The sequence below is a fragment of the Pseudomonas sp. 11/12A genome (genome assembly GCF_000800055.1).
GTDB lineage: Bacteria > Pseudomonadota > Gammaproteobacteria > Pseudomonadales > Pseudomonadaceae > Aquipseudomonas > Aquipseudomonas mohnii.
Genome location: NZ_JUGV01000001.1, coordinates 4,952,983 through 4,975,981 on the forward strand (window position 1 = coordinate 4,952,983; position 22,999 = coordinate 4,975,981).

Consider the following 22,999-nt stretch of genomic DNA (forward strand, 5'->3'; position numbering starts at 1 on the left):
ACAGTGATTTGTGGTGTGATCCAGATATCAGACACACCGAAGAACCTGTGGGAGCGGGCTTGCCAGCGATTGGGGCCACCTCGGCCTCAGCACTCTACAGCGCTGACCGCCAACCCACCCCGCGACGTCTCCTTATATTTGTCATGCATGTCGGCACCCGTATCGCGCATGGTGCGGATCACCCGATCCAGGGAGATGAAATGCTGACCATCGCCGCGCAAGGCCATCTGTGCCGCGTTGATCGCTTTGACGGCGGCAATCGCGTTGCGCTCGATGCACGGCACCTGCACCAGCCCGCCCACCGGGTCGCAGGTCAGGCCGAGGTTATGTTCGAGGCCGATTTCCGCTGCGTTGCACAGTTGCTCCGGCGTGGCGCCGAGGATTTGCGCCAGCCCGGCCGCGGCCATGGCGCAGGCCGAACCGACCTCCCCCTGGCAACCGACTTCGGCACCGGAGATCGAAGCGTTCTTCTTGCACAGAATCCCGACGGCCGCCGCGCTGAGGAAGTAGTCGACGACGTTGGCGTCGGTCACGTCTTCGCTGAACTTCATAAAGTAGTGCAACACCGCCGGAATGATCCCCGCCGCGCCATTGGTCGGTGCCGTGACCATGCGCCCGCCGGCCGCGTTTTCTTCGTTGACCGCCAGGGCGAACAGGTTGACCCACTCCATGGCGCTGAGCGTCGAGCCGATCACGTTGGGCTTGTTCAACTCCTGCACACTGCGATGCAGCTTGGCCGCGCGCCGGCGCACATTCAGGCCGCCGGGCAGAATGCCTTCGTGCTTGAGGCCGTGATCCACGCAATCCTGCATGGCGCGCCAGAGCGTCATCAGGCCGCTGCGTATTTCGTCTTCGCTGCGCCAGACCTTCTCGTTGGCCATCATTAATTCAGCCACGCGCAAGTCGTGCTTTTTGCACAGTTCCAACAGCTCGGCGGCGCTGGAGAAATCGTAAGGTAATACGGTGCTGTCGAGGTCGACGACACCGCTGGACGCCTGGGCTTCATCGACGACAAAACCACCACCGACTGAATAGTAGGTGTCGCGATGCAACTCACCCTGATCGTCTTCGACAATCAGGGTCATGGCGTTGGGATGGAACGGCAGGTTCTCGTCGATCAGGCGCATGTCGCGGCCCCAGATGAACGGCACCGACAAACGACCGTCGAGCAACAGCGTATGGGTTTCGCGCAGGGTGGCGATGCGAATGCCGATTTGCGACGGATCGATCGCATCGGGCCATTCGCCCATCAGGCCCATGATCACCGCATTGTCGCTGCCGTGGCCGATGCCCGTGGCCGACAACGAACCGTAAAGACGAACTTCGACGCGCCGTACTTGCTCCAGCAACCCGCGTTCACGCAAGCCTTGCACGAACAGCGCCGCCGCCCGCATAGGCCCCACGGTGTGCGAACTGGAAGGGCCGATGCCGATTTTGAACAGGTCGAAAACACTGATAGCCATTACTGCCGGACTCCTGGATGTGCCAATTCCAGGCGCAAAAGCGCCCGGTGACGGAGCTGCTACGCTCAAGCTGCAATCCGTCAGGATGGCCGCATCATCAGGCTTTTAATGTGTCGCTCGGCGTCTCACACCGACGCACTCATGCCCACTAACGCCGCGTGTCTTTTACGTCGCGTTTTCGCCGTTTTTTCGCGAGGCGCAGAGGGAAATCGGGCTGAAAAAAGCTGTAAACGACGTCACTGACACTGGATGCGACCATCCCTGTACTGGTTACGACGCACCCTGTAGGCGTCAGATTTTCACTGGTACATGATCGTATCGACTCGATTGCAAGGCGCCGTGGTAGAGCTGTCTCCAAAACGCCATCCAACCGCAACCCATAAGTGCGGTGGTCCCAGTCGGAACACTGCCAAAAAAAACACCAAGGAGTCCATCCATGAAAGGTTCCCCGTCGTTGTTGTTGGCCGCCATGCTTAGTCTGCCGCTCCTGGCGCAAGCCGCCGAGCCGGCACAATGCAGTACCGTAAACTTCTCCGATGTCGGCTGGACCGACATCACCGCGACAACCGCAACCACCAGCGTCGTACTCGATGCCCTCGGCTACAAGACCAAGACCACAATGATTTCCGTGCCGGTGACCTACAAGTCGCTGGCCGATGGCAAGAACATGGATGTCTTCCTGGGGAACTGGATGCCGACCATGGAAAACGACATCAAGGCCTACCGCGATGCCGGCACCGTGGACACCGTGCGCACCAACCTCAAAGGCGCCAAATACACCCTGGCGGTCCCACAGGCCCTGTATGACAAAGGCCTGCACGATTTCGCCGACATCGCCAAGTTCAAGAAAGAGCTCGACGGCAAGATCTACGGGATCGAACCGGGCAATGACGGTAACCGCCTGATCCAGAGTATGATCGACAAGAACGCCTTCGGCCTCAAAGACGCCGGTTTCAAAGTGGTTGAATCCAGTGAAGCCGGCATGCTCTCCCAGGTCGACCGCGCGCAGAAGCGCGACACCGCCGTGGTGTTCCTCGGCTGGGCCCCCCACCCGATGAACAAGCGTTTCAAAATCCAATACCTCACCGGCGGCGACGATTATTTCGGCCCGGATTTCGGTGCAGCAACCGTCCTGACCAATACCCGCAAGGGGTACGCCCAGGAATGCAGCAACGTGGGTCAGTTGCTGAAGAATCTGGAGTTCACTGTCGACATGGAAAGCACCCTCATGGGCAACATCCTGGACGACAAGATGAAGCCTGAAGCGGCCGCCAAGGCCTGGCTGAAAAAGAATCCACAGGTGCTCGATACCTGGCTCGCTGGCGTGACCACCATTGACGGTAAACCAGGCCTGGAGGCCGTGAAAGCCAAGCTCGCGCAGTAATCGCTTACGCCGGGCGGGCTAGCCCGCCCGGGCTGTTTATTTCCTTGCATGCGGACGTTCACTACCATGCTGATTGATCAGAAAATCCCCCTAGGCCAGTACATCGCGGGCTTCGTTGAATGGTTGACGCAACACGGCGCCAGCACCTTCGACGCAATCGCCGTGACACTGGAAACGATGATCCACGGCGTGACTTTTGCGCTGACCTGGTTCAACCCGCTGGCATTGATCGGCCTCATCGCGCTACTGGCACACTTCATCCAACGCAAATGGGGCCTGACCGTATTCGTCATTGCCTCCTTTCTGCTGATCCTCAATCTGGGTTACTGGCAGGAAACCATGGAAACCCTCGCCCAGGTGATGTTCGCCACCCTGGTCTGCGTAGTCATCGGTGTCCCCCTGGGCATCGTCGCCGCGCACAAACCGATGTTCTACACGCTGATGCGTCCGGTACTCGATCTGATGCAGACCGTACCGACGTTCGTGTACCTCATTCCTACCCTGACCCTTTTCGGTCTGGGTGTGGTCCCGGGTCTGATTTCGACGGTGGTGTTCGCGATTGCCGCGCCCATCCGCCTGACCTACCTGGGTATCCGCGATGTTCCGGAAGAATTGATGGACGCCGGCAAGGCCTTTGGCTGCTCGCGCCGTCAGTTGCTCTCGCGAATCGAACTGCCCCACGCCATGCCAAGCATCGCGGCCGGCATCACCCAGTGCATCATGCTGTCGTTGTCGATGGTGGTGATCGCGGCACTGGTGGGCGCCGATGGCCTGGGCAAACCGGTGGTCAACGCACTGAATACCGCTGATATCGCCCTGGGCTTCGAAGCCGGCCTGGCGATCGTACTGCTGGCGATCATGCTCGACCGTATCTGCAAACAACCCGACGCCAAAATAGGGGGTGACGCATGAGCATTATTCGCTTCGATAACGTCGACGTTATCTTCTCCAAGGATCCACGCGAGGCACTCAAGCTGCTGGATCAAGGCATGACCCGTAACGAGATCCTGAAAAAGACCGGGCAGATCGTGGGGGTCGAAAAGGCCAGCCTGGATATCGAAAAAGGTGAAATCTGCGTACTGATGGGCCTGTCCGGTTCCGGCAAGTCCAGCCTGTTGCGCTGCATCAACGGCCTCAACACCGTCAGCCGCGGCAAGCTGTTCGTCGAGCACGAAGGCAAGCAGATCGACATTGCGTCCTGTACCCCCGCAGAACTGAAAATGATGCGCACCAAGCGCATTGCGATGGTGTTCCAGAAGTTCGCCTTGATGCCTTGGCTGACGGTGCGCGAGAACATCAGCTTCGGCCTCGAAATGCAGGGCCGTCCCGAGAAAGAACGGCGCAAACTGGTGGACGACAAGCTTGAGCTGGTGGGCCTGACCCAGTGGCGCAACAAGAAACCCAACGAGCTGTCCGGTGGTATGCAACAACGCGTGGGCCTGGCCCGCGCCCTGGCGATGGACGCCGACATTCTGCTGATGGACGAACCATTCTCGGCCCTCGACCCGCTGATCCGCCAGGGCCTGCAGGACGAACTGCTGGAACTGCAACGCAAGTTGAGCAAAACCATTGTGTTCGTGAGCCACGACCTCGATGAAGCCCTGAAGCTCGGCAGCCGTATCGCGATCATGAAAGACGGCCGGATCATCCAGTACAGCGTGCCGGAAGAGATCGTGCTGAACCCGGCGGACGACTACGTGCGAACCTTCGTGGCCCACACCAACCCGCTGAACGTCCTGTGCGGTCGCAGCCTGATGCGCACCCTGGACAACTGCAAGCGCATCAACGGTTCGGTATGCCTCGATCCGGGCGGCGATTCCTGGCTGGACCTGGCGGAAGGCAACACTATCAAGGGCGCGCGCCAGAACGGCTCGGCCCTGGACCTGCAGAACTGGGTACCGGGTCAGGCGGTGGAAGGTTTGGGTCGTCGGCCAACGCTGGTGGATTCGAACATCGGCATGCGCGATGCGCTGCAGATTCGTTATCAGACCGGCAACAAACTGGTGCTGCACGACAACAACCACGTGGTCGGGATTCTCGGCGACAGCGAGCTGTACCACGCGCTGCTCGGCAAGAACCTGGGGTAAGGCAACACACACAAAAACGCCGCGAGAGTATCGCGGCGTTTTTGTTTATCGGGATATAGGGCAATCCAGAGTTGAATCTGATGCCCCCATCACCGGCAGGCTGGCTCCCACAGGAGCATGTATTCCAATGTGGGAGCCAGCCTGCTGGCGATGAAGCTGACGCGGTGCTTCAGACCCAAACACCGCGCACTTGCTGTTTAGCTGTACACCCGGCCAAGGAGCTGCCGATGGCTTTCAAACTGATCGAGCACGTCACGGGTGATCTGATCCTGGGTGAAGCCCATCAAGTCGTAGTCCTGGCTGCCGTTGTGCAGGTACACCTCGGCGCGGTAGTAACGCTGGCGCGTTTCATCCGACTGAGCCGATTCGGTTGGCGTGGCCAGGTAGCCGTCCAGGCTCACTTCGTAGACAAACGGGTTGCCCTCTTCCATCTCGACCCGCACGCCCATGCAACGCTTGGACTTGCCCAGCAGCGTCTGAACTTCCAGGCCTTGAGCACGCATTTGCGCCGTCGCATCCTGCAACGCCGGACTCACATGCTTGTCCATGAAACGCTGAACGATCGACTGGCTCGGTTGCAGGTCCAGTTGCGTCAAACGCTCACTGAAACCACGACGACCGCGCGCCGCCAACTCGGCTTGTTCCTGTTCGATCTGCACGTCCTGGCGCATGGCCTTGTGCAAGCCGAACATGAAGAACACCAGCACCACCGAGAACGGCAAACCAGCCAGCACCACCATGGTTTGCATCGCTTCGAAGTTACCGGCGAACAGCAGGCCAATAGTCACCAGGGTGATCACCACCGACCAGAAGATCCGCAGCCAGTGCGGGGCGTCTTCATCGACGTTGCCACCCTTGCACGAAAGGTTGGCCATCATCACCGCGCCGGAATCCGCCGGGGTCAGGAACAGCACGAAACCGACAAAGATCGACACGCCGATCACAACCTTCGACGCCGGGTAATGCTCCAGCAATTGGTAGATCGCCATGGACGGCTGCTCCAGCGCCGTCTTGCCGAGCTCCACCGCACCGTGGTTCATCACCAGGTCCAGCGCCGAGTTACCGAAGATCGACAGCCACGCCAGGGTGAAACCCAGCGGAATCAGTAGCACGCCGGCCACCATCTCACGCACCGTGCGACCACGGGAGATACGCGCGACGAACATGCCCACGAATGGCGCCCAGGAAATCCACCAGGCCCAGTAGAACAGGGTCCACAGGCCCAACCAGCGGTCGGACTTCTCACTGTCCCCTTCATACACATAGAGGTCGAAGGTTTTCAGCACCACGCCGTTCAGGTAATCACCGACGTTCTGCACAAAGCCGTTGAGCAGGTGCAGGGTCGGGCCGAACAGCAGCACGAAAATCAGCAGGCCGCTGAACAGCACGATGTTCAGGTTGGACAGACGACGGATGCCGTTTTCCACACCCGACACCGCAGCGATGGTCGCCACGGTGCTCATCACGATGATGACGATCAGCAGGTTGGTGTTGCTGTGCTGCATGCCGAACAGGTTTTCAAGGCCCGACGACACTTGCAGCGAACCAATCCCCAGGTTGGTCACCAGACCCAACAGGGTCACGAACATGCCAAAGCCGTCCACCGCATGACCCGCCGCGCCCTTGACCCACCGTTCGCCCACCAGCGGGTACAACGCCGAACGCAACGCCAGCGGCTGGTTATGCCGATAGGCAAAGTACGCCACGGCCAGGCCGACCAGCGCATAGATCGCCCAGCCGTGCAGGCCCCAGTGCAGGAATGTCAGCTGAACGGCCTGACGGGCGGCCAGGTTGCTGCCCGCCACGCCTTCCGGCGGGTTGAAGTAGTGGTCCAGCGGCTCGGACGCACCGAAGTACAACAGCGAGATGCCGATACCCGACGAGAACAGCATCCCCGCCCAGGCGCCGTAGCTGAAGTCCGGCGTGTCGTCCTTGCTGCCGAGCTTGAGCTTGCCGTAGGACGAAAACGCCAGGCCGACGACGAAAATCAGATAGGCGGCGATCACCACCATGTAGTACCAGCCGAAGCTGCGGGACAACCAGGCCTGAGCGGTGCCGAGCATTCTGCCGGCCTCTTGCGGGGCGATGATCAGAATGGCGGTCAACAACAGAATCAACGCGGTAGAGGTGTAAAACACCCAACCGTTGACCGTCACCTTTTCTGGTGGGGTCTTTATTAGCGAGGCAGAACTCATGGCACAGATGCTCCAGGCAGTGCGAGAGAAGAACGCAAGGCAGTGTGGTACCCGACCAATCGGTTAGTGGGCAGCCGACCGGTGGGTGATATAAAGACACGCCGAAAAAAGCCCGAAGCCCCGCAGACGCTAGCGCGTACAGGGTTCGAGCGTTTTCGGATGCCGGTTTTTCGCCATTTACATGTAGGAAAAATCTGTAAGCAGCGACGATTTGTCGCAGATCTTATTCTTTGTTGATTGAACGTTCAATCAAAACAAAATAGACTGGCCTCAGTCCGGTGGTCGTTCTTCGTCCGCCGGAAGGCCTAAGGAGATGTGCAAGATGCCCAAGGTCGGTATGCAACCCATCCGTCGCCAGCAATTGATCGAAGCCACTTTGCAGGCCGTCGATCAGGTCGGAATGGGGGACGCCAGCATTGCGCTGATCGCCCGTTTGGCCGGTGTCTCGAATGGCATCATCAGTCACTATTTTCAGGACAAGAACGGCCTGATCGCCGCCACGATGCGGTATCTGATGAGCGTCCTGAGCGAGAGCGTCACCCTGCGCCGACAGGCGCTGGCGGATGACAGCCCCCGGGCGCATCTGCGGGTGATCATCGAAGGCAACTTCGACGCCAGCCAGGTCAATGGCCCGGCAATGAAAACCTGGCTGGCCTTCTGGGCCACCAGCATGCACCAGCCGTCTTTGCACAGGTTGCAGCGGATCAACGATCACCGTCTGTATTCCAACCTGTGCTGCCAGTTCCGCCGCGTGTTGCCGCTCGATCAAGCGCGCAGCGCCGCCCGTGGACTGGCAGCCCTCATTGACGGGTTGTGGTTGCGCGGCGCGCTGTCGGGAGACGCTTTCGACACCGGGCAGGCGCAGCAGATCGCTTACGAATACATGGATATCCAATTGGCCAAGCAGGTGAGTTAGAGCACACATAACCGCTCGACCCCTGAACCGCCACCGACCCGCGACGCCAAGGCTGCACGGCACGCCCGGTGGTTAACGCCAACCACTTATGCTCTTGCGAGGACTATATGGCCCGTTTCGAACTGCAAAAACTCTACATCGATGGCGCGTACTCCGACGCCAGCAGCGACGCCACTTTCGAAGCCATCAACCCGGCTAACGGTGAAGTCCTCGCAAAGGTACAGCGTGCAACCAAGGACGACGTCGAGCGCGCGGTGGTCAGCGCTGAAAAGGGTCAGAAAATCTGGGCGGCAATGACCGCGATGGAGCGTTCGCGCATCCTGCGTCGCGCCGTGGACATCCTGCGTGAGCGCAATGACGAACTGGCCGCCCTGGAAACCCTGGACACCGGCAAGGCATATTCCGAAACCCGCTACGTCGACATCGTCACCGGTGCTGATGTGCTGGAGTATTACGCAGGCCTGGTGCCCGCCATCGAAGGCGAACAGATCCCGCTGCGGACCACCTCGTTCGTCTACACCCGTCGCGAGCCGCTGGGCGTCGTGGCCGGTATCGGCGCGTGGAACTACCCGATTCAGATCGCCCTGTGGAAATCCGCGCCAGCCCTGGCGGCCGGTAACGCGATGATCTTCAAGCCAAGCGAAGTCACTTCCCTGACGACCCTGAAACTGGCCGAGATCTACACCGAGGCTGGCCTGCCAGCTGGCGTGTTCAACGTTCTGACCGGCAGCGGCCGCGAAGTCGGCACCTGGCTGACCGAGCACCCGCGCATCGAAAAAGTTTCGTTCACCGGCGGCACCGACACCGGCAAGAAAGTCATGGCCAGCGCTTCGAGCTCTTCGCTCAAGGACGTGACCATGGAACTGGGCGGCAAATCCCCGCTGATCATCTGCGACGACGCCGACCTCGATCGCGCTGCCGACACCGCAATGATGGCCAACTTCTACAGCTCCGGTCAGGTCTGCACCAACGGCACCCGCGTATTCGTGCCGAAGCACCTCAAAGCTGCTTTCGAAGCCAAGATCGTTGAACGCGTTGCGCGCATTCGCATCGGCAATCCGCAAGACGAAAACACCAACTTCGGCCCTCTGGTCAGCTTCGCCCACATGGAAAGCGTGCTGGGCTACATCGCCAAGGGCAAGGAAGAAGGTGCCCGCCTGCTGTGCGGCGGCGAACGTCTGACCGAAGGTGAATTCGCCAAGGGCGCCTTCGTCGCGCCGACCGTGTTCACAGACTGCACCGACGACATGACCATCGTCCGTGAAGAAATCTTCGGCCCGGTGATGGCGATCCTCACCTACGAAACCGAAGAAGAAGTGATCCGCCGCGCCAACGACACCGACTTCGGCCTGGCCGCCGGTATCGTCACCCGCGACCTGAACCGCGCTCACCGCGTGATTCATCAACTGGAAGCCGGTATCTGCTGGATCAACGCCTGGGGCGAATCCGACGCCAAGATGCCGGTTGGCGGTTACAAGCAGTCGGGTGTGGGTCGTGAAAACGGCATCAGCTCGCTGAACAACTTCACGCGCATCAAATCGGTACAGGTCGAGCTGGGCGATTACGTCTCGGTGTTTTGATTAGCTGATCCAGCTACAAGCGGCAAGCTTCAAGCTGCAAGTAAAAGCAGTTTGGTTTGCCGCTCCATCTCAACACCGCTCGCTGCTCTCTCTTGCAGCTTGAAGCTTGCAGCTTGAAACTCCCGGAGGGCCTATGTCCCAAGAATTCGATTACATCATCATCGGTGCCGGCTCGGCCGGTAACACCCTGGCGACCCGTCTGACTGAAGACGAAGGCGTCACCGTCCTGCTGCTCGAAGCGGGCGGCCCGGACTACCGTTCCGACTTCCGCACGCAGATGCCGGCCGCCCTGGCGTTCCCGCTGCAAGGGCGTCGCTACAACTGGGCCTACGAAACCGATCCGGAACCCCACATGGACGGTCGTCGCATGGAGTGCGGGCGCGGCAAGGGCCTGGGCGGTTCTTCGCTGATCAACGGCATGTGCTACATCCGCGGCAACGCCATGGACTACGACGGCTGGGCCAAACTGCCAGGCCTGGAAGACTGGTCGTATCTGGACTGCCTGCCGTATTTCCGCAAAGCGGAAACCCGCGACATCGGCCCCAACGACTACCACGGTGGCGAAGGCCCGGTCAGCGTGACCACGCCCAAGGCCGGCAACAACCCGCTGTTCCACGCCATGGTCGAGGCCGGCGTGCAGGCCGGTTACCCGCGTACCGAAGACTTGAACGGCTACCAGCAGGAAGGCTTCGGCCCGATGGACCGCACCGTGACGCCCAAGGGCCGTCGCGCCAGTACCGCGCGCGGCTACCTGGACATCGCCAAGAAGCGTTCGACCCTGACCATCGTTACCCACGCCCTGACCGACAAGATCCTGTTCGAAGGCAAGCGTGCGGTCGGCGTGCGTTACCTGGTCGGCGCCGCCGAAGAGCGTGTCGAGGTCAAGGCACGCAAGGAAGTGCTGCTGTGCTCCGGCGCCATCGCTTCGCCGCAGATCCTGCAACGCTCCGGTGTCGGCCCAGCCGAACTGCTGAAAAAACTCGATATTCCGGTGGTCCACGACCTGCCGGGCGTCGGTGAAAACCTGCAGGACCACCTTGAGCTGTACCTGCAATACGCGTGCACCCAACCGGTCTCGCTGTACCCATCGCTGTTGTGGTGGAACCAGCCGGCCATCGGTGCCGAATGGCTGTTCAACGGCACCGGCATCGGCGCCAGCAACCAGTTCGAAGCCGGCGGTTTCATCCGCACCCGTCCGGAATTCGAGTGGCCGAACATCCAGTACCACTTCCTGCCGGTAGCGATTAACTACAACGGCAGCAACGGTGTGAAAGAGCACGGCTTCCAGGCGCACATGGGCTCCATGCGTTCGCCGAGCCGTGGTCGCATCCAGGCCAAGTCCAAGGACCCGCGCCAGCACCCGAGCATCCTGTTCAACTACATGGCCACCGAGCAGGACTGGCAGGAATTCCGCGACGGCATCCGCCTGACCCGCGAAATCATGCAACAGCCGGCACTGGACGCCTTCCGCGGCCGCGAAATCAGCCCCGGCGTCGACGTGCAAACCGACGAGCAACTGGACAAGTTCATCCGCGAGCACGCCGAAACCGCGTTCCACCCGTCCTGCTCGTGCAAGATGGGCACCGACGAGATGGCCGTGGTCGATGGCGAAGGTCGCGTGCATGGCATGCAGGGTCTGCGCGTGGTCGACGCCTCGATCATGCCGATCATCACCACCGGCAACCTCAACGCGCCCACGATCATGATCGCCGAGAAAATCGCCGACAAGATCCGTGGTCGCAAGCCACTGCCACGCAGCAAGGCTGCCTACTACGTGGCCGGTGATGCGCCGGTGAAGGGCAAGCCGCTTCGTGAGGTGAGCCAGACTGCATAAGGCGTAAAACCGCGTCGCTCCCATCGCGGGCAAGCCCGCTCCCACAAGGTCATGCGTGGATCGTGAAATCACGCGAATCCTGTGGGAGCGGGCTTGCCCGCGATGAGACCGGGCAAACCAGTACAAATTTTCCTGCCAGATACAGCAATCCCCTCCCACACCGCTCCAACCTTGATCCTACCCCCCGCACAGGCCTACTCTAGCGCCACGCAAACGTTTCACCCTCCCCTCGCAACATCGATGCTCCACACCAAGGAGGTTCCCGAATGTTCGATTTCCATCCCCAGCTCAAGCAGCGTTTTGCTGCCTTGCGCACGGGCGCTGAATTCTTTTCCCTGCGTTATGTGCGTGAGTCCGGCCAGTACCTGTCGGTGCGCAAGAACGTCGCCGAACCGCCGAGCCTGAGCCGTGACGAAGGGGCGATGCTGACGGTGCGGGTCAACGGTGTTGAAGCCTATGCCGCCACCAACGACCTGTCGCAACAGGGCCTGCAAGCCGCCCTCGAACGCGCCGAACAGCAAGCTCGCCGACTCAAGCCCCACGCCTTGCTGGACTTGAGCGAACAGGCGGTGTCGACTGCTCGTGCCGATTACTTTTCGCCGAACCTCGACCAGCCCTTTCCGTCCCTGAGTGACTGTTACCAGTTGCTCGGCGCCGAATCCGCCGCCGTGCCCAAGGACGAGCGCCTGGTGAACTGGCAGGTGAGCATCGGCATCACCCATGTCGAGCAGATCTACCTCAACAGCGCCGGTGCCGAACTGCGTCAGGCCCAACGTTTCGTTTACCCCGGTCTCGACGTCACGGCCTACGACGGCAACGACAGTCAGACCCGCAGCCTCGGTCGCGAGAACTTCGGCCAACAGGGCGGCGCCGACGTCATCAGCCGTTGCGGCCTGATCGGTGCCGGACCGACCGTCGCCGACCAGGCGCTGCAGTTGCTGCTGGCGCCGAACACTCCCCAAGGCCCGCGCGACCTGTTGCTGATGCCTGACCAAATGATGCTGCAGATCCACGAATCCATCGGCCACCCGCTGGAGCTGGATCGCATCCTCGGTGACGAACGCAATTACGCGGGCACCAGCTTCGTCAAAGCCGAAGACTTCGGCCGCCTGCAATACGGCTCGAAGCTGCTCAACGTGACCTTCGACCCGGACATCCCCGAACAGCTCGCCAGTTACGGCCATGACGACGACGGCAGCGCCGCCAGCAAACAGTTCCTGATCCGCGAAGGCCTGCTGCTGCGGCCATTGGGTGGTGCGTTGTCGCAATTCCGTGCCGGGCTGGAAGGCGTCGCCAACAGCCGCGCCTGCGGCTGGAACCGCCCGCCGATCGACCGCATGGCCAACCTCAACATCGAGCCTGGCGATCAGCCGCTTGCGCAACTGATCGGCAACATCGAGCACGGCATCTTGATGAGCACCAACCGCTCGTGGTCCATCGACGACGCGCGCAACAAGTTCCAGTTCGGCTGCGAATGGGGCCAGTTGATTGAAAACGGCGAACTCAAGGGCGTGGTGAAAAACCCGAATTACCGGGCGATTTCCGCGCAGTTCTGGAAGAGCCTCAGCGCTGTCGGCGATGCCAGCACCTTCAAAGTGCTCGGCACGCCTAACTGTGGCAAGGGCGAACCGAATCAGGTGATCCGCGTCGGCCATGCTTCGCCGGCCTGTGTGTTCAGCCATGTGGATGTGTTCGGAGGAGACGCCTGATGAGTCCATCGAAAACCCAGGCCGAGTCGTTCAAGGCATTGGTCGCCGGTTTGCGTGAAGCCCTGCGCGAACCGGAACAGTTCACCCTCAGCTATGCCGCCGAGTCGTCGGCCTTCGTGCGCTTCAACCACGCCCGGGTGCGCCAGTCCGGTCAGGTGCAGCAGGCGAGCATCGGTTTGAAATTGATCAACGAGGGTCGCCACGCGGATTTGCACATCACCCTGGCTGGCGACCCGGAAGTCGACTTGCAGCGTCTGTCCGAAGGCCTGCAACAGCTGCGCGAAACCTTGCCGCTGCTGCCACAGGATCCGTATCTGTTGCTGAACTACAACGGCTGGCAGAGCAAGAACCTGCAGGAGCATCCGCTGCCGGATACCGAGCAAGTGGTCGCTGAAATCGCGCAAGCGGCCGAAGGCCTGGATCTGGTCGGTTTCTATGCCGCCGGTCCTATCAGCCGTGGTTTTGCCAGCTCTGCCGGCGCCTTCGGCTGGCATCAGGCCAACAGTTTCAACTTCGATTTCAGCCTGTTCCATGAAAACGGCCAGGCGGTGAAAGCCAGCTACGCCGGGCACGACTGGAGCAGCGAAGGCTTCGCCAGGCGCTTCCGGCAGGCCCGCGAGCAGCTTGAGTTTCTGGGCCGACCGTTACGCACCTTGGCGCCCGGTCAGTACCGCGCCTACCTCGCGCCAGCGGCATTGGAAGAGATCATGAGCATGCTGTCCTGGGGCGGTTTTTCGGCGCAGTCGATTGCCAGCAAAAGCAGCCCGTTGCAGAAACTCTACGGGGGCGACCACGCGTTCAGTCCGCTGGTCTCGCTGGACGAAAAAGTCAGCGGCTCATTGAGTCCGGCGTTCTCCGACGAAGGCTATCCGCGCAGTGACCTCAAACTGATTGTCGAGGGCAAGGCGGGCGCGCAATTGGTGGGATCGCGCAGTGCCGCCGAATACGGCTTGACCGCCAACGGCGCAAGCGGCGGTGAATCGCCCAATGCCTTGAACATGAAGGGCGGTTCGTTGCCCGAAGCTGAAATCCTCAAGCAACTGGGCACTGGCTTGTACATCAGCAACCTGTGGTACCTGAACTACTCGGACCAACCGGCGGCGCGCCTGACCGGCATGACCCGGTTTGCGACGTTCTGGGTCGAGAACGGCGAGATTCAGGCGCCGGTCAGCACCATGCGTTTCGACGACAGCGCCTTCAGCCTGCTCGGCTCGCAGTTGGAGGCGTTGACTCAGGAACGCGAGATGCTGTTATCGGCCAGTACCTACAGCCAGCGGGCCACGGCGTCGGCGTTGTTGCCGGGGGCGTTGGTCAGCCGACTGACACTGACCCTGTAAATACCCAAACCCCTGTAGGAGCGAGACTGCTCGCGATGGTGGTGAACGATAGCGCGGGGAACCTGATACCCCGCGGCGTCCTTGAGTTCATCGTCGGAACGCCGCCCGGAGCAGGCTCGCGCCTACAGGAACGGTGTAAAGCTCACATTGACAAGAGGTCCCATGCCTAACCGCCCTCCTCTCGACGCTGTCACCGCCCGCTGGGTGCCGTGGGTCGTCGCCATTGCCTTCTTCATGCAGTCCCTCGACGGGACGATCCTCAACACCGCCCTGCCGGCCATGGCCGCAGACCTTGCGGAAGACCCATTGCGCATGCAGGGTGTGATCATCGCCTACATGCTCACGGTCGCCTTGCTGATCCCGGCTTCGGGCTGGATCGCCGATCGCTTCGGCACCCGGAAAATCTTCTTCGGCGCGATCCTGCTGTTCAGCATCGGTTCATTGCTGTGCGCGCTGTCGACCAGCCTGACCCTGTTGATCGGCGCCCGGGTCATCCAGGGCCTGGGCGGTGCCCTGATGCTGCCGGTCGGGCGGCTGGTGGTGCTGCGCGCCTACCCGCGTTCGGAGCTGGTGCGGATCATGGGTTTCATCACCATTCCCGGACTGCTCGGCCCGTTGATCGGCCCGACCATGGGCGGCTGGATGGTGGAATACCTGACGTGGCACTGGATCTTCCTGATCAACCTGCCGGTGGGGCTGATCGGTTGTTATGCCGTGTGGAAATTCATCCCGGACCTGCGCGGCACCGAGCGCACCCGTTTCGATAGCCTGGGTTTCCTGCTGTTCGGCGCGGCGATGATTTTGATCACCATCGCCATGGAAGGCCTGGGAGAACTGCACCTGCCGCACCTGCGGGTGATGTTGCTGCTGTTCGGCGGCATGGCTTGTCTGGCGGCCTACTGGCTACGCGCCGGACACACCGAAAACCCGCTGTTTGCGCCTTCGCTGTTCAAGACCCGCACCTTCGCGGTCGGCATTCTCGGCAACCTGTTCGCCCGCTTGGGCAGCGGCGCCCTGCCGTTTCTGGTGCCGTTGCTGCTGCAGGTGGCGCTGGGCTATTCACCGTCCCTGGCCGGGATGAGCATGCTGCCGCTGGCGGCTGCCGCGATGATCGCCAAGTGGGTGGCGCGACCGCTGATCGAGCGCCTGGGCTACCGCATCGTGCTGACCGGCAACACCTTGGCCCTGGGCATCATGCTGGCGAGCATGGGCCTGGTCAGCGAACAGACGCCATACTGGCTGCTGCTGTGCCTGCTGGCGATCCTGGGGGCGATCAACTCCTTGCAGTTCACCGCCATGAACACCGTGACCCTGATCGACCTCGATGACGCCAGCGCCAGCAGCGGCAACAGCCTGCTGTCGGTGGTCGCGCAATTGTCCCTGAGCCTGGGCGTGGCCTGCGCCGGTGCGTTGCTTGGCGGGTTCACGGCGAAGGTCGGAAATGATGGCGTGGAAACCGTGCTCGGCGCGTTCCAACTGACGTTTGTGACCGTCGGCATCATGGCGATGCTGGCTGCGACGATCTTCTCGCAGCTCTCAAAGGAAGACGGACGGCGCGTCAAACGTCCGGAACAACACATAGAGCCTTAGGGCGAATGGCCACAGGGCTGGTACACTGCGCGACATTTTGTTTTGCAGGCCAGTCCCGTGACCACCATCGCCACCGCTTTTAATACTTTGCCGCTGTCCGCCGCCATGCTGGCTAACCTCGACTCCCTCGGTTATGCCCAGATGACGCCGATCCAGGCGCAAAGCTTGCCGGTGATCCTCAAGGGGATGGACCTGATCGCCCAGGCCAAGACCGGCAGCGGCAAGACCGCAGCCTTCGGTATCGGCTTGTTGAACCCGATCAATCCGCGCTACTTCGGTTGCCAGGCACTGATCCTGTGCCCGACTCGCGAGCTGGCTGACCAGGTCGCCAAGGAAATCCGTCGCCTGGCCCGTGCCGAAGACAACATCAAGGTCCTGACCCTGTGCGGCGGCGTGTCCCTCGGCCCGCAGATCGCTTCGCTGGAACACGGCGCGCACATCATCGTCGGCACCCCGGGGCGCATTCAGCAGCACCTGCGCAAAGGTTCGCTGGTGCTCCACGGCCTGAACACCCTGATCCTCGACGAAGCCGACCGCATGCTCGACATGGGTTTCTACGACTCCATCGAAGAAATCATCATGCAGGCCCCGGAACGTCGCCAGACCCTGCTGTTCTCCGCCACCTATCCGGTGGGCATCAAGCAGTTGGCCTCCAAGTTCATGCGTAACCCGCAGCAAGTGAAGGCCGAGGCGTTCCACGACGACACGCAGATCGAGCAGCGCTTCTACGAAATCTCCCCGGAAGAGCGCATGAGCGCGGTGACCAAGGTGCTGGGCCACTTCCGGCCGGCATCCTGCGTGGCCTTCTGCTTCACCAAGCAGCAGGTTCAGGAAACCGTCGATCACCTGACCGCCAAAGGCATTTCCGCCGTCGGCCTGCACGGCGATCTGGAACAGCGTGATCGCGACCAGGTTCTGGCGATGTTCGCCAACCGCAGTACTTCGGTACTGGTCGCCACCGATGTCGCCGCGCGCGGCCTGGACATCGACTCGCTGGACATGGTGATCAACGTCGAGCTGGCCCGTGACTCGGAAATCCACATCCACCGCGTTGGCCGTACCGGTCGCGCTGGTGAGAAAGGTCTGGCGATCAGCCTGGTTGCACCGTCCGAAGCGCAACGCGCCCAAGCCATCGAGCAGTTGCAGAAATCGCCGTTGACCTGGGACCAGGTGGACAACCTGACTTCGCAGGGCGGTGGTCCGCTGCTGCCGCAGATGAGCACGCTGTGCATCGGCGCCGGCCGCAAGGACAAGGTCCGTCCGGGCGACATTCTCGGTGCACTGACCGGCGATGCCGGTATTCCCGGCGCTCAGGTGGGCAAGATCGCAATCTTCGATTTCCAGGCCTATGTAGCGGTTGAACGCGGCATCGCCAAGCAAGCCCTGCAGCGCCTGAACGACGGCAAGATCAAGGGCCGTTCGCTGCGCGTGCGCATCCTGTAAGAACACCGCTTTCCACTGTAGGAGCGAGCCTGCTCGCGAAAAATCCGGGCTCACCGTGGTGAGCCAGGTTGCCAGCGTTATCGTTGACGTCCATCGCGAGCTGGCTCGCTCCTACAGGGACCGAAACCGCTCTGAAATTTGTGTGAGGACACCGTTTTGCGCTCTACCGAAGTCGTGATCATTGGCGCTGGCGCCGCAGGGTTGATGTGCGCGCTGACGGCCGCCGGGCGCGGGCGCAAGGTGTTGTTGCTCGACCACGCGAACAAGGCCGGCAAGAAAATCCTGATGTCGGGCGGTGGCCGCTGTAATTTCACCAACATGTACACAGAACCCGGCAATTTCCTTTCGCAGAACGCGCATTTCTGTAAATCCGCCCTGGCCCGCTACACCCAGTGGGATTTCATCGGCATGGTCGCCAAGCACGGTGTGCCGTACCACGAGAAAAAGCTCGGCCAGTTGTTCTGCGATAACAAATCCAGCGACATCCTCGAAATGCTGCTCAACGAGTGCGACCAGGTCGGCGTCAGCCCGCACCTGGACACCTCGATCCAGACCATCGAGAAGCTCGAAAAGGGCTACCTGCTGGACACTACGCTGGGCCAGGTGACGTGCGAATCCCTGGTAATCGCCACCGGCGGCCTGTCGATTCCGACCCTGGGTGCCACCGGTTTCGGCTATCAGGTGGCCAGGCAGTTCGGCCACGAACTGCTGCCGACCCGCGCCGGGCTGGTGCCGTTCACCATTACCGATCAGCTCAAGGAATTGTGCACCGAGCTGTCTGGCACCTCGGTCGATTGCCTGGTGAGCTGCAATGACCAGAGCTTCCGCGAGAACATCCTGTTCACTCACCGCGGCCTGAGTGGCCCGGCGATTCTGCAGATTTCCTCGTTCTGGGAATCCGGCGACACGGTCGAGATCAACCTGATGCCCGACCATGACGTGCCGTCCTGGCTGCAACAGCAACAAGCCGAACGCCCCAACAGCGAGCTGAAAACGCTGCTAGGTGAAATCTTCACCAAGAAGATGGCCAACCTGTTGGCGGACAATTGGTTCGTCTCCAAACCGATGAAGCAGTACACCCACGGGGAAATTGCCGCCATCGCCGAGAAACTGGCGAGCTGGAAAGTCGTGCCGGCCGGCACCGAAGGCTATCGCACCGCTGAAGTGACACTGGGTGGCGTCGATACCAACGAGGTGTCCTCCAAGACCATGGAATCGCTGAAAAGCCCTGGCCTGTACTTCATCGGCGAAGTGCTCGATGTGACCGGGCACCTGGGCGGTTTCAACTTCCAATGGGCCTGGGCGTCGGGCTATGCGGCTGCGCAGTACGTCTGACCAATGTCAATACAATCCCTGTGGGAGCTGGCTTGCCAGCGATTAGGCCGGTACATCCAACATCGTTGTTGACTGTCAGGTCGCTATCGCTGGCAAGCCAGCTCCCACAGGGTTCTATATCAATCTCAAAGATCGCGGTCGGCACAGGATCTCAAAGGAACAGATTTTGCTATCAGATGTGATCGCCGCCATTGCATCGGCGTCATTACTGGCTCAATTTAGCGTCATCGCCTCGGAAGGCCCTCGCACTTCATGTCATCGACCTCGTTTCGTCAGTCTTTGCGTCGCCTTTGGGCGCTGGATAAATTCAGTTACAGCGTGCGGGTGTTCATCGCCCTGACCGGCACCATGGCGCTGTGTTGGTATCAGGATGAAATGGGGCTGCTGATCCCGATGTTCCTGGGGATTATCGCCAGCGCCCTGGCCGAGACCGACGACAGTTGGCAAGGCCGTCTCAATGCGCTGGCGGTGACGCTGGTGTGTTTCATGGTCGCCGCGCTGTCGGTCGAACTGCTCTTCCCCTACCCCATCCTGTTCAGCATCGCCTTCGCCCTGGCGGCCTTCTGCCTGACCATGCTCGGCGCCCTCGGCGAACGCTATGGCGCCATTGCTTCGGCGACGTTGATTCTGTCGGTCTACACCATGATCGGCGTCGACCAGCGCGGCGGTGCGGTGACCGATTTCTGGCACGAGCCCGTGCTGCTGGTGGCCGGTGCGGCCTGGTACGGTTTTCTGTCGGTGTTGTGGCAGGCGATGTTTTCCAACCAGCCGGTGCAGCAAAGCCTGGCGCGGCTGTTCCGGGAATTGGGTTTTTACCTGAAGTTGAAATCGTCGTTGTTCGAGCCGATCCGCCAGTTGGATGTGGAAGCACGACGACTGGAACTGGCCCAGCAGAACGGTCGCGTAGTCGCCGCGCTGAATACCGCCAAGGAAATCATCCTGCACCGGGTCGGCAACGGCCGGCCGGGCTCGAAAGTCAGCCGTTACCTGAAGCTGTACTTTCTCGCCCAGGACATCCACGAACGCGCCAGCTCCTCGCACTACCCGTATAACGCGCTGGCCGAGGCGTTCTTCCACAGCGACGTGCTGTTCCGCTGCCAACGCCTGCTGCGCCAGCAAGGCAAGGCCTGCCGGGCGCTGGCCGAGTCGATCCAGATGCGCCAGCCGTTCATCTATGACGCGAGCTTCGCCGAAGCCCTGAGCGACCTGCATGCCTCCCTCGAACATCTGCGCATCCAGAGCAATCCGGCCTGGCGCGGTTTGTTGCGCTCGTTGCGGGCACTGGCAGCCAACCTCGGCACCCTCGACCGCTTGCTCAGCGATGCGAGCAACCCCGACGCCCTGGCCGACGCCACCGACAGCAGCCTGCTCGACCGCTCGCCACGTAACCTCAAGGATGTCTGGGTACGCCTGCGCACGCAGTTGACCCCAACGTCCCTGCTGTTCCGCCACGCCCTGCGCTTGCCTCTGGCCTTGAGCATCGGCTACGCGATGGTGCATTTGATTCACCCGTCCCAGGGCTACTGGATCATCCTGACGACGCTCTTTGTCTGCCAACCGAGCTACGGCGCAACCCGGCGCAAACTCGGTCAACGGATCATCGGCACCGCCATCGGCCTGACCTTGGCCTGGGCGTTGTTCGACCTGTTCCCCAATCCGTTGATCCAGTCCTGCTTCGCGATTGCCGCCGGAGTGGTGTTCTTTATCAACCGCACCACCCGCTACACCCTGGCGACAGCGGCAATTACCTTGATGGTGCTGTTCTGCTTCAACCAGGTGGGCGATGGCTATGGATTGTTTTTGCCACGGCTGTTCGACACCTTGCTCGGCGGCCTGATCGCCGGCCTCGCGGTGTTCCTGTTCCTCCCGGACTGGCAGGGTCGGCGCCTGAACAAAGTGCTGGCCAACACCCTGTCCTGTAACAGCATTTACCTGCGCCAGATCATGCAGCAATACGCCGCCGGCAAAAGCGACGACCTGGCGTATCGCCTGGCCCGGCGAAACGCGCACAACGCCGACGCTGCGCTGTCGACCACGCTGGCGAACATGCTGATGGAACCGGGGTATTTCCGTAAGGAAGCGGATGTGGGTTTCCGTTTTCTGGTGCTGTCGCACACCTTGCTCAGCTACCTGTCCGGCCTGGGGGCGCACCGGGAAACGCAGTTGCCAGCAGATGTGCGCGAGCACTTGATCGAAGGGGCCGGCGTGAAACTGGCCTCCAGCATCGACGAAATCGCCCAGGGCCTTGCCAGTAAATCGGCGATTGCCATTCAGAGCGATGAGGAAGAAGCGCTGGCCAATGAGCTTGAGCAAATGCCCGATGAAATCGATGAAGGTCAGCGGCTGGTGCAGACTCAACTGGCATTGATCTGCCGGCAACTGGGACCACTACGGACGCTGGCGGCCCATTTGCTCAAGGATACGAGCGAGAATTGAGGGCTGCGGTGTCCTGACGGGCGTCATCGCTGGCAAGCCAGCTCCCACTGGGAATCGGGTTGGACACAAATGCTATGTAGCCCACCGGACACTGTGGGCGCTGGCTTGCTCCCACAGGGAATTGGGTTGGACACAAATGCTGTGTAACCCACCGGACACTGTGGGAGCTGGCTTGCCAGCGATGAGGCCATCAGCCCCATCTACATCCCATGCTGCTTCATCAACCGCTCATAACTCCCATCCGCCTTCATCGCCGCGATCTCGCGGTCGAAACCGGCAACGATCTGTTCATGTTGCGGGTTCTTCAGGCTGACCAGAATATGCAGGCTGTTCTCGCTCAGGGACTTGGGCAGAAACTCCACGGCGTTGCGCACCTTGGGCGACTCACGGGCCAGGTAATACCGGGCGACGTACTCGTCCTCCAGGGTCAGCTTGACCCTGTCGGCGGCGACCATGCGCACGGCCATGGCAAAGCCGTGTACCGGGATCTTCTGCAGTGATTCGTCTTCATCGAACGCCGCCGAATAGGCGTAGCCACGCACGACCGCGATCGGATAACTGTGCAGTTGCTGCAGATCGTTGAATTCGATTGGCGCGTCCTTGCGCTTGAGAAAGCGTATGCGATTGATCAGGTACCCAGCGGAGAACTGGCCGACCCGTGTGCGTTCGTCGTTGTACCAGGCGTTGACCAGCACGTCGTAGCGGCCCTCGCCCACGCCCAGCAGTGCGCGTGCCCAAGGCACCTGCTCGAAATCACTGGCATACCCGGCACGCGCCAGGGCGGTGCTGACAATATCGGTAGCCAACCCACCATTAACCAGCGTGGCGTCGGTAAACGGTGGCCAGACATCTGCCACCAAGCGCAGCTTTTCGGCTGCTGCACTTTGAATCAGCAACAACAATCCAATCAAGGCAAAGGCTCGATGCAATCGCGGCATGCTAGAAAATCCTTAGCGGGCGGGCCGCCCGACGTGTTTTTCAGCCAAACTCCAAGCCCCGTACCGGCACACCCAGGCACTAAACATTAGCTCATTGAAGCCACTGCACATCGCTTGAACCCAGATTACACAAAGATGACAGTGGCGCGAAAAATGAATGATGGCATTTTGGTCTTTATCACAGTTTTCTCCGCCATAAAGACATCCAGCGTCAGGACGCTTAGTATCCCGAGGACGTTTTCAGGGAATCAGGACATGACAATCGATTGGGTCTGCAAACACCACAGCGATCTGGGCAAGGAACAGCTGTACGCCATTCTGCAACTGCGTGACGAGGTATTTGTCGTCGAACAGAAATGCGTCTATCAGGATATCGATGGCCAGGACCTGGAAGGTGACACCTGCCATTTGATGGCGTGGGACGGCGATCGCCTGGTGGCCTATCTGCGACTGCTGGACCCCGAGCAACAGGGCGGCGACGTGGTGATCGGGCGAGTGGTCATTGCCCCCGCCGCACGAGGCACCGGGCTGGGTCATGAGCTGATGGCCCAGGCGCTGAAACAGGCCGAAAAGTACTGGCCCGACGTCCCGATCTACCTCTCGGCCCAGGCGCATTTGCAGGGGTATTACGGGCGGTACGGGTTTGTGGTGGCCGGTGAGGAATACGTCGAGGATGGCATTCCACATATCGGCATGCGTCGTCAGTAAGGGCCCCATCGCTGGCAAGCCAGCTCCCACAGGTTTTTAGCAAA

Annotated in this window: 16 protein-coding genes; 13 read left to right on the plus strand and 3 right to left on the minus strand. The window is 61.0% G+C overall.

Annotated features, from left to right (window positions below):
• Positions 1–86: 86 nt before the first annotated feature.
• The gene (locus GQ39_RS22840) at positions 87–1,463 is read right to left on the minus strand and encodes an L-serine ammonia-lyase (protein ID WP_047534339.1); all 1,377 of its coding nucleotides are present in this window, start codon (positions 1,461–1,463) and stop codon (positions 87–89) included.
• A 436-nt stretch (positions 1,464–1,899) separates the two neighbouring features.
• Between GQ39_RS22840 and GQ39_RS22845 the strand changes: the two genes are divergently transcribed.
• The 3 genes from GQ39_RS22845 (at position 1,900) to choV (ending at position 4,934) form a co-directional block, all read left to right on the plus strand.
• Entirely contained in the window at positions 1,900–2,847 is a 948-nt protein-coding gene (locus tag GQ39_RS22845; RefSeq protein WP_047534340.1) for a choline ABC transporter substrate-binding protein, read from the plus strand.
• A gap of 66 nt (positions 2,848–2,913) precedes the next feature.
• Positions 2,914–3,759, plus strand: coding sequence for a choline ABC transporter permease subunit (choW, locus tag GQ39_RS22850; RefSeq protein WP_047534341.1), 846 nt, complete (start codon positions 2,914–2,916; stop codon positions 3,757–3,759).
• Complete coding sequence (gene choV / locus GQ39_RS22855; protein WP_047534342.1) at positions 3,756–4,934, plus strand: choline ABC transporter ATP-binding protein; 1,179 nt, start codon at positions 3,756–3,758, stop codon at positions 4,932–4,934. Before choW ends, choV begins: the two co-directional genes overlap by 4 nt.
• 197 nt (positions 4,935–5,131) lie before the next feature.
• Here the strand turns inward: choV and GQ39_RS22860 are convergent, their stop codons facing one another.
• Entirely contained in the window at positions 5,132–7,072 is a 1,941-nt protein-coding gene (locus GQ39_RS22860) for a BCCT family transporter (protein ID WP_236693156.1), read from the minus strand.
• Between the two features lie 379 nt (positions 7,073–7,451).
• Here GQ39_RS22860 and betI point away from each other — a divergent pair, with 379 nt between their 5' ends.
• From betI to yccS, 9 genes are all read left to right on the plus strand, one after another.
• Complete coding sequence (gene betI, locus GQ39_RS22865; RefSeq protein ID WP_047534344.1) at positions 7,452–8,045, plus strand: transcriptional regulator BetI; 594 nt, start codon at positions 7,452–7,454, stop codon at positions 8,043–8,045.
• Between the two features lie 107 nt (positions 8,046–8,152).
• The gene (betB, locus tag GQ39_RS22870) at positions 8,153–9,625 is read left to right on the plus strand and encodes a betaine-aldehyde dehydrogenase (protein ID WP_047534345.1); all 1,473 of its coding nucleotides are present in this window, start codon (positions 8,153–8,155) and stop codon (positions 9,623–9,625) included.
• Positions 9,626–9,758: 133 nt separating this feature from the next.
• A complete protein-coding gene (betA, locus tag GQ39_RS22875; protein WP_047534348.1) occupies positions 9,759–11,459 on the plus strand; it encodes a choline dehydrogenase in 1,701 nt (566 codons plus the stop codon).
• 266 nt (positions 11,460–11,725) lie between these two features.
• On the plus strand, positions 11,726–13,168 hold the full coding sequence (locus tag GQ39_RS22880; RefSeq protein WP_047534359.1) for a TldD/PmbA family protein: 1,443 nt from the start codon (positions 11,726–11,728) through the stop codon (positions 13,166–13,168).
• Positions 13,168–14,505, plus strand: coding sequence for a TldD/PmbA family protein (locus tag GQ39_RS22885; protein WP_047534362.1), 1,338 nt, complete (start codon positions 13,168–13,170; stop codon positions 14,503–14,505). Before GQ39_RS22880 ends, GQ39_RS22885 begins: the two co-directional genes overlap by 1 nt.
• A 162-nt stretch (positions 14,506–14,667) precedes the next feature.
• On the plus strand, positions 14,668–16,095 hold the full coding sequence (mdtD, locus tag GQ39_RS22890; protein WP_047534364.1) for a multidrug transporter subunit MdtD: 1,428 nt from the start codon (positions 14,668–14,670) through the stop codon (positions 16,093–16,095).
• A gap of 105 nt (positions 16,096–16,200) precedes the next feature.
• Complete coding sequence (dbpA, locus tag GQ39_RS22895) at positions 16,201–17,538, plus strand: ATP-dependent RNA helicase DbpA (RefSeq protein WP_231977978.1); 1,338 nt, start codon at positions 16,201–16,203, stop codon at positions 17,536–17,538.
• Positions 17,539–17,694: 156 nt separating this feature from the next.
• Positions 17,695–18,873: an NAD(P)/FAD-dependent oxidoreductase gene (locus tag GQ39_RS22900; RefSeq protein ID WP_047534368.1), complete on the plus strand. Its 1,179-nt coding sequence runs from the start codon at positions 17,695–17,697 to the stop codon at positions 18,871–18,873.
• Positions 18,874–19,125: 252 nt separating this feature from the next.
• Complete coding sequence (yccS, locus tag GQ39_RS22905) at positions 19,126–21,309, plus strand: YccS family putative transporter (RefSeq protein WP_047534371.1); 2,184 nt, start codon at positions 19,126–19,128, stop codon at positions 21,307–21,309.
• A gap of 200 nt (positions 21,310–21,509) precedes the next feature.
• Here the strand turns inward: yccS and GQ39_RS22910 are convergent, their stop codons facing one another.
• Positions 21,510–22,247 (minus strand): substrate-binding periplasmic protein, encoded by a 738-nt coding sequence (locus tag GQ39_RS22910; protein WP_047534374.1) that lies wholly within the window; start codon positions 22,245–22,247, stop codon positions 21,510–21,512.
• Between the two features lie 255 nt (positions 22,248–22,502).
• On the opposite strand from GQ39_RS22910, the gene GQ39_RS22915 reads away from it, so the two are divergent.
• The gene (locus GQ39_RS22915; protein WP_047534377.1) at positions 22,503–22,955 is read left to right on the plus strand and encodes a GNAT family N-acetyltransferase; all 453 of its coding nucleotides are present in this window, start codon (positions 22,503–22,505) and stop codon (positions 22,953–22,955) included.
• Positions 22,956–22,999: the final 44 nt, after the last annotated feature.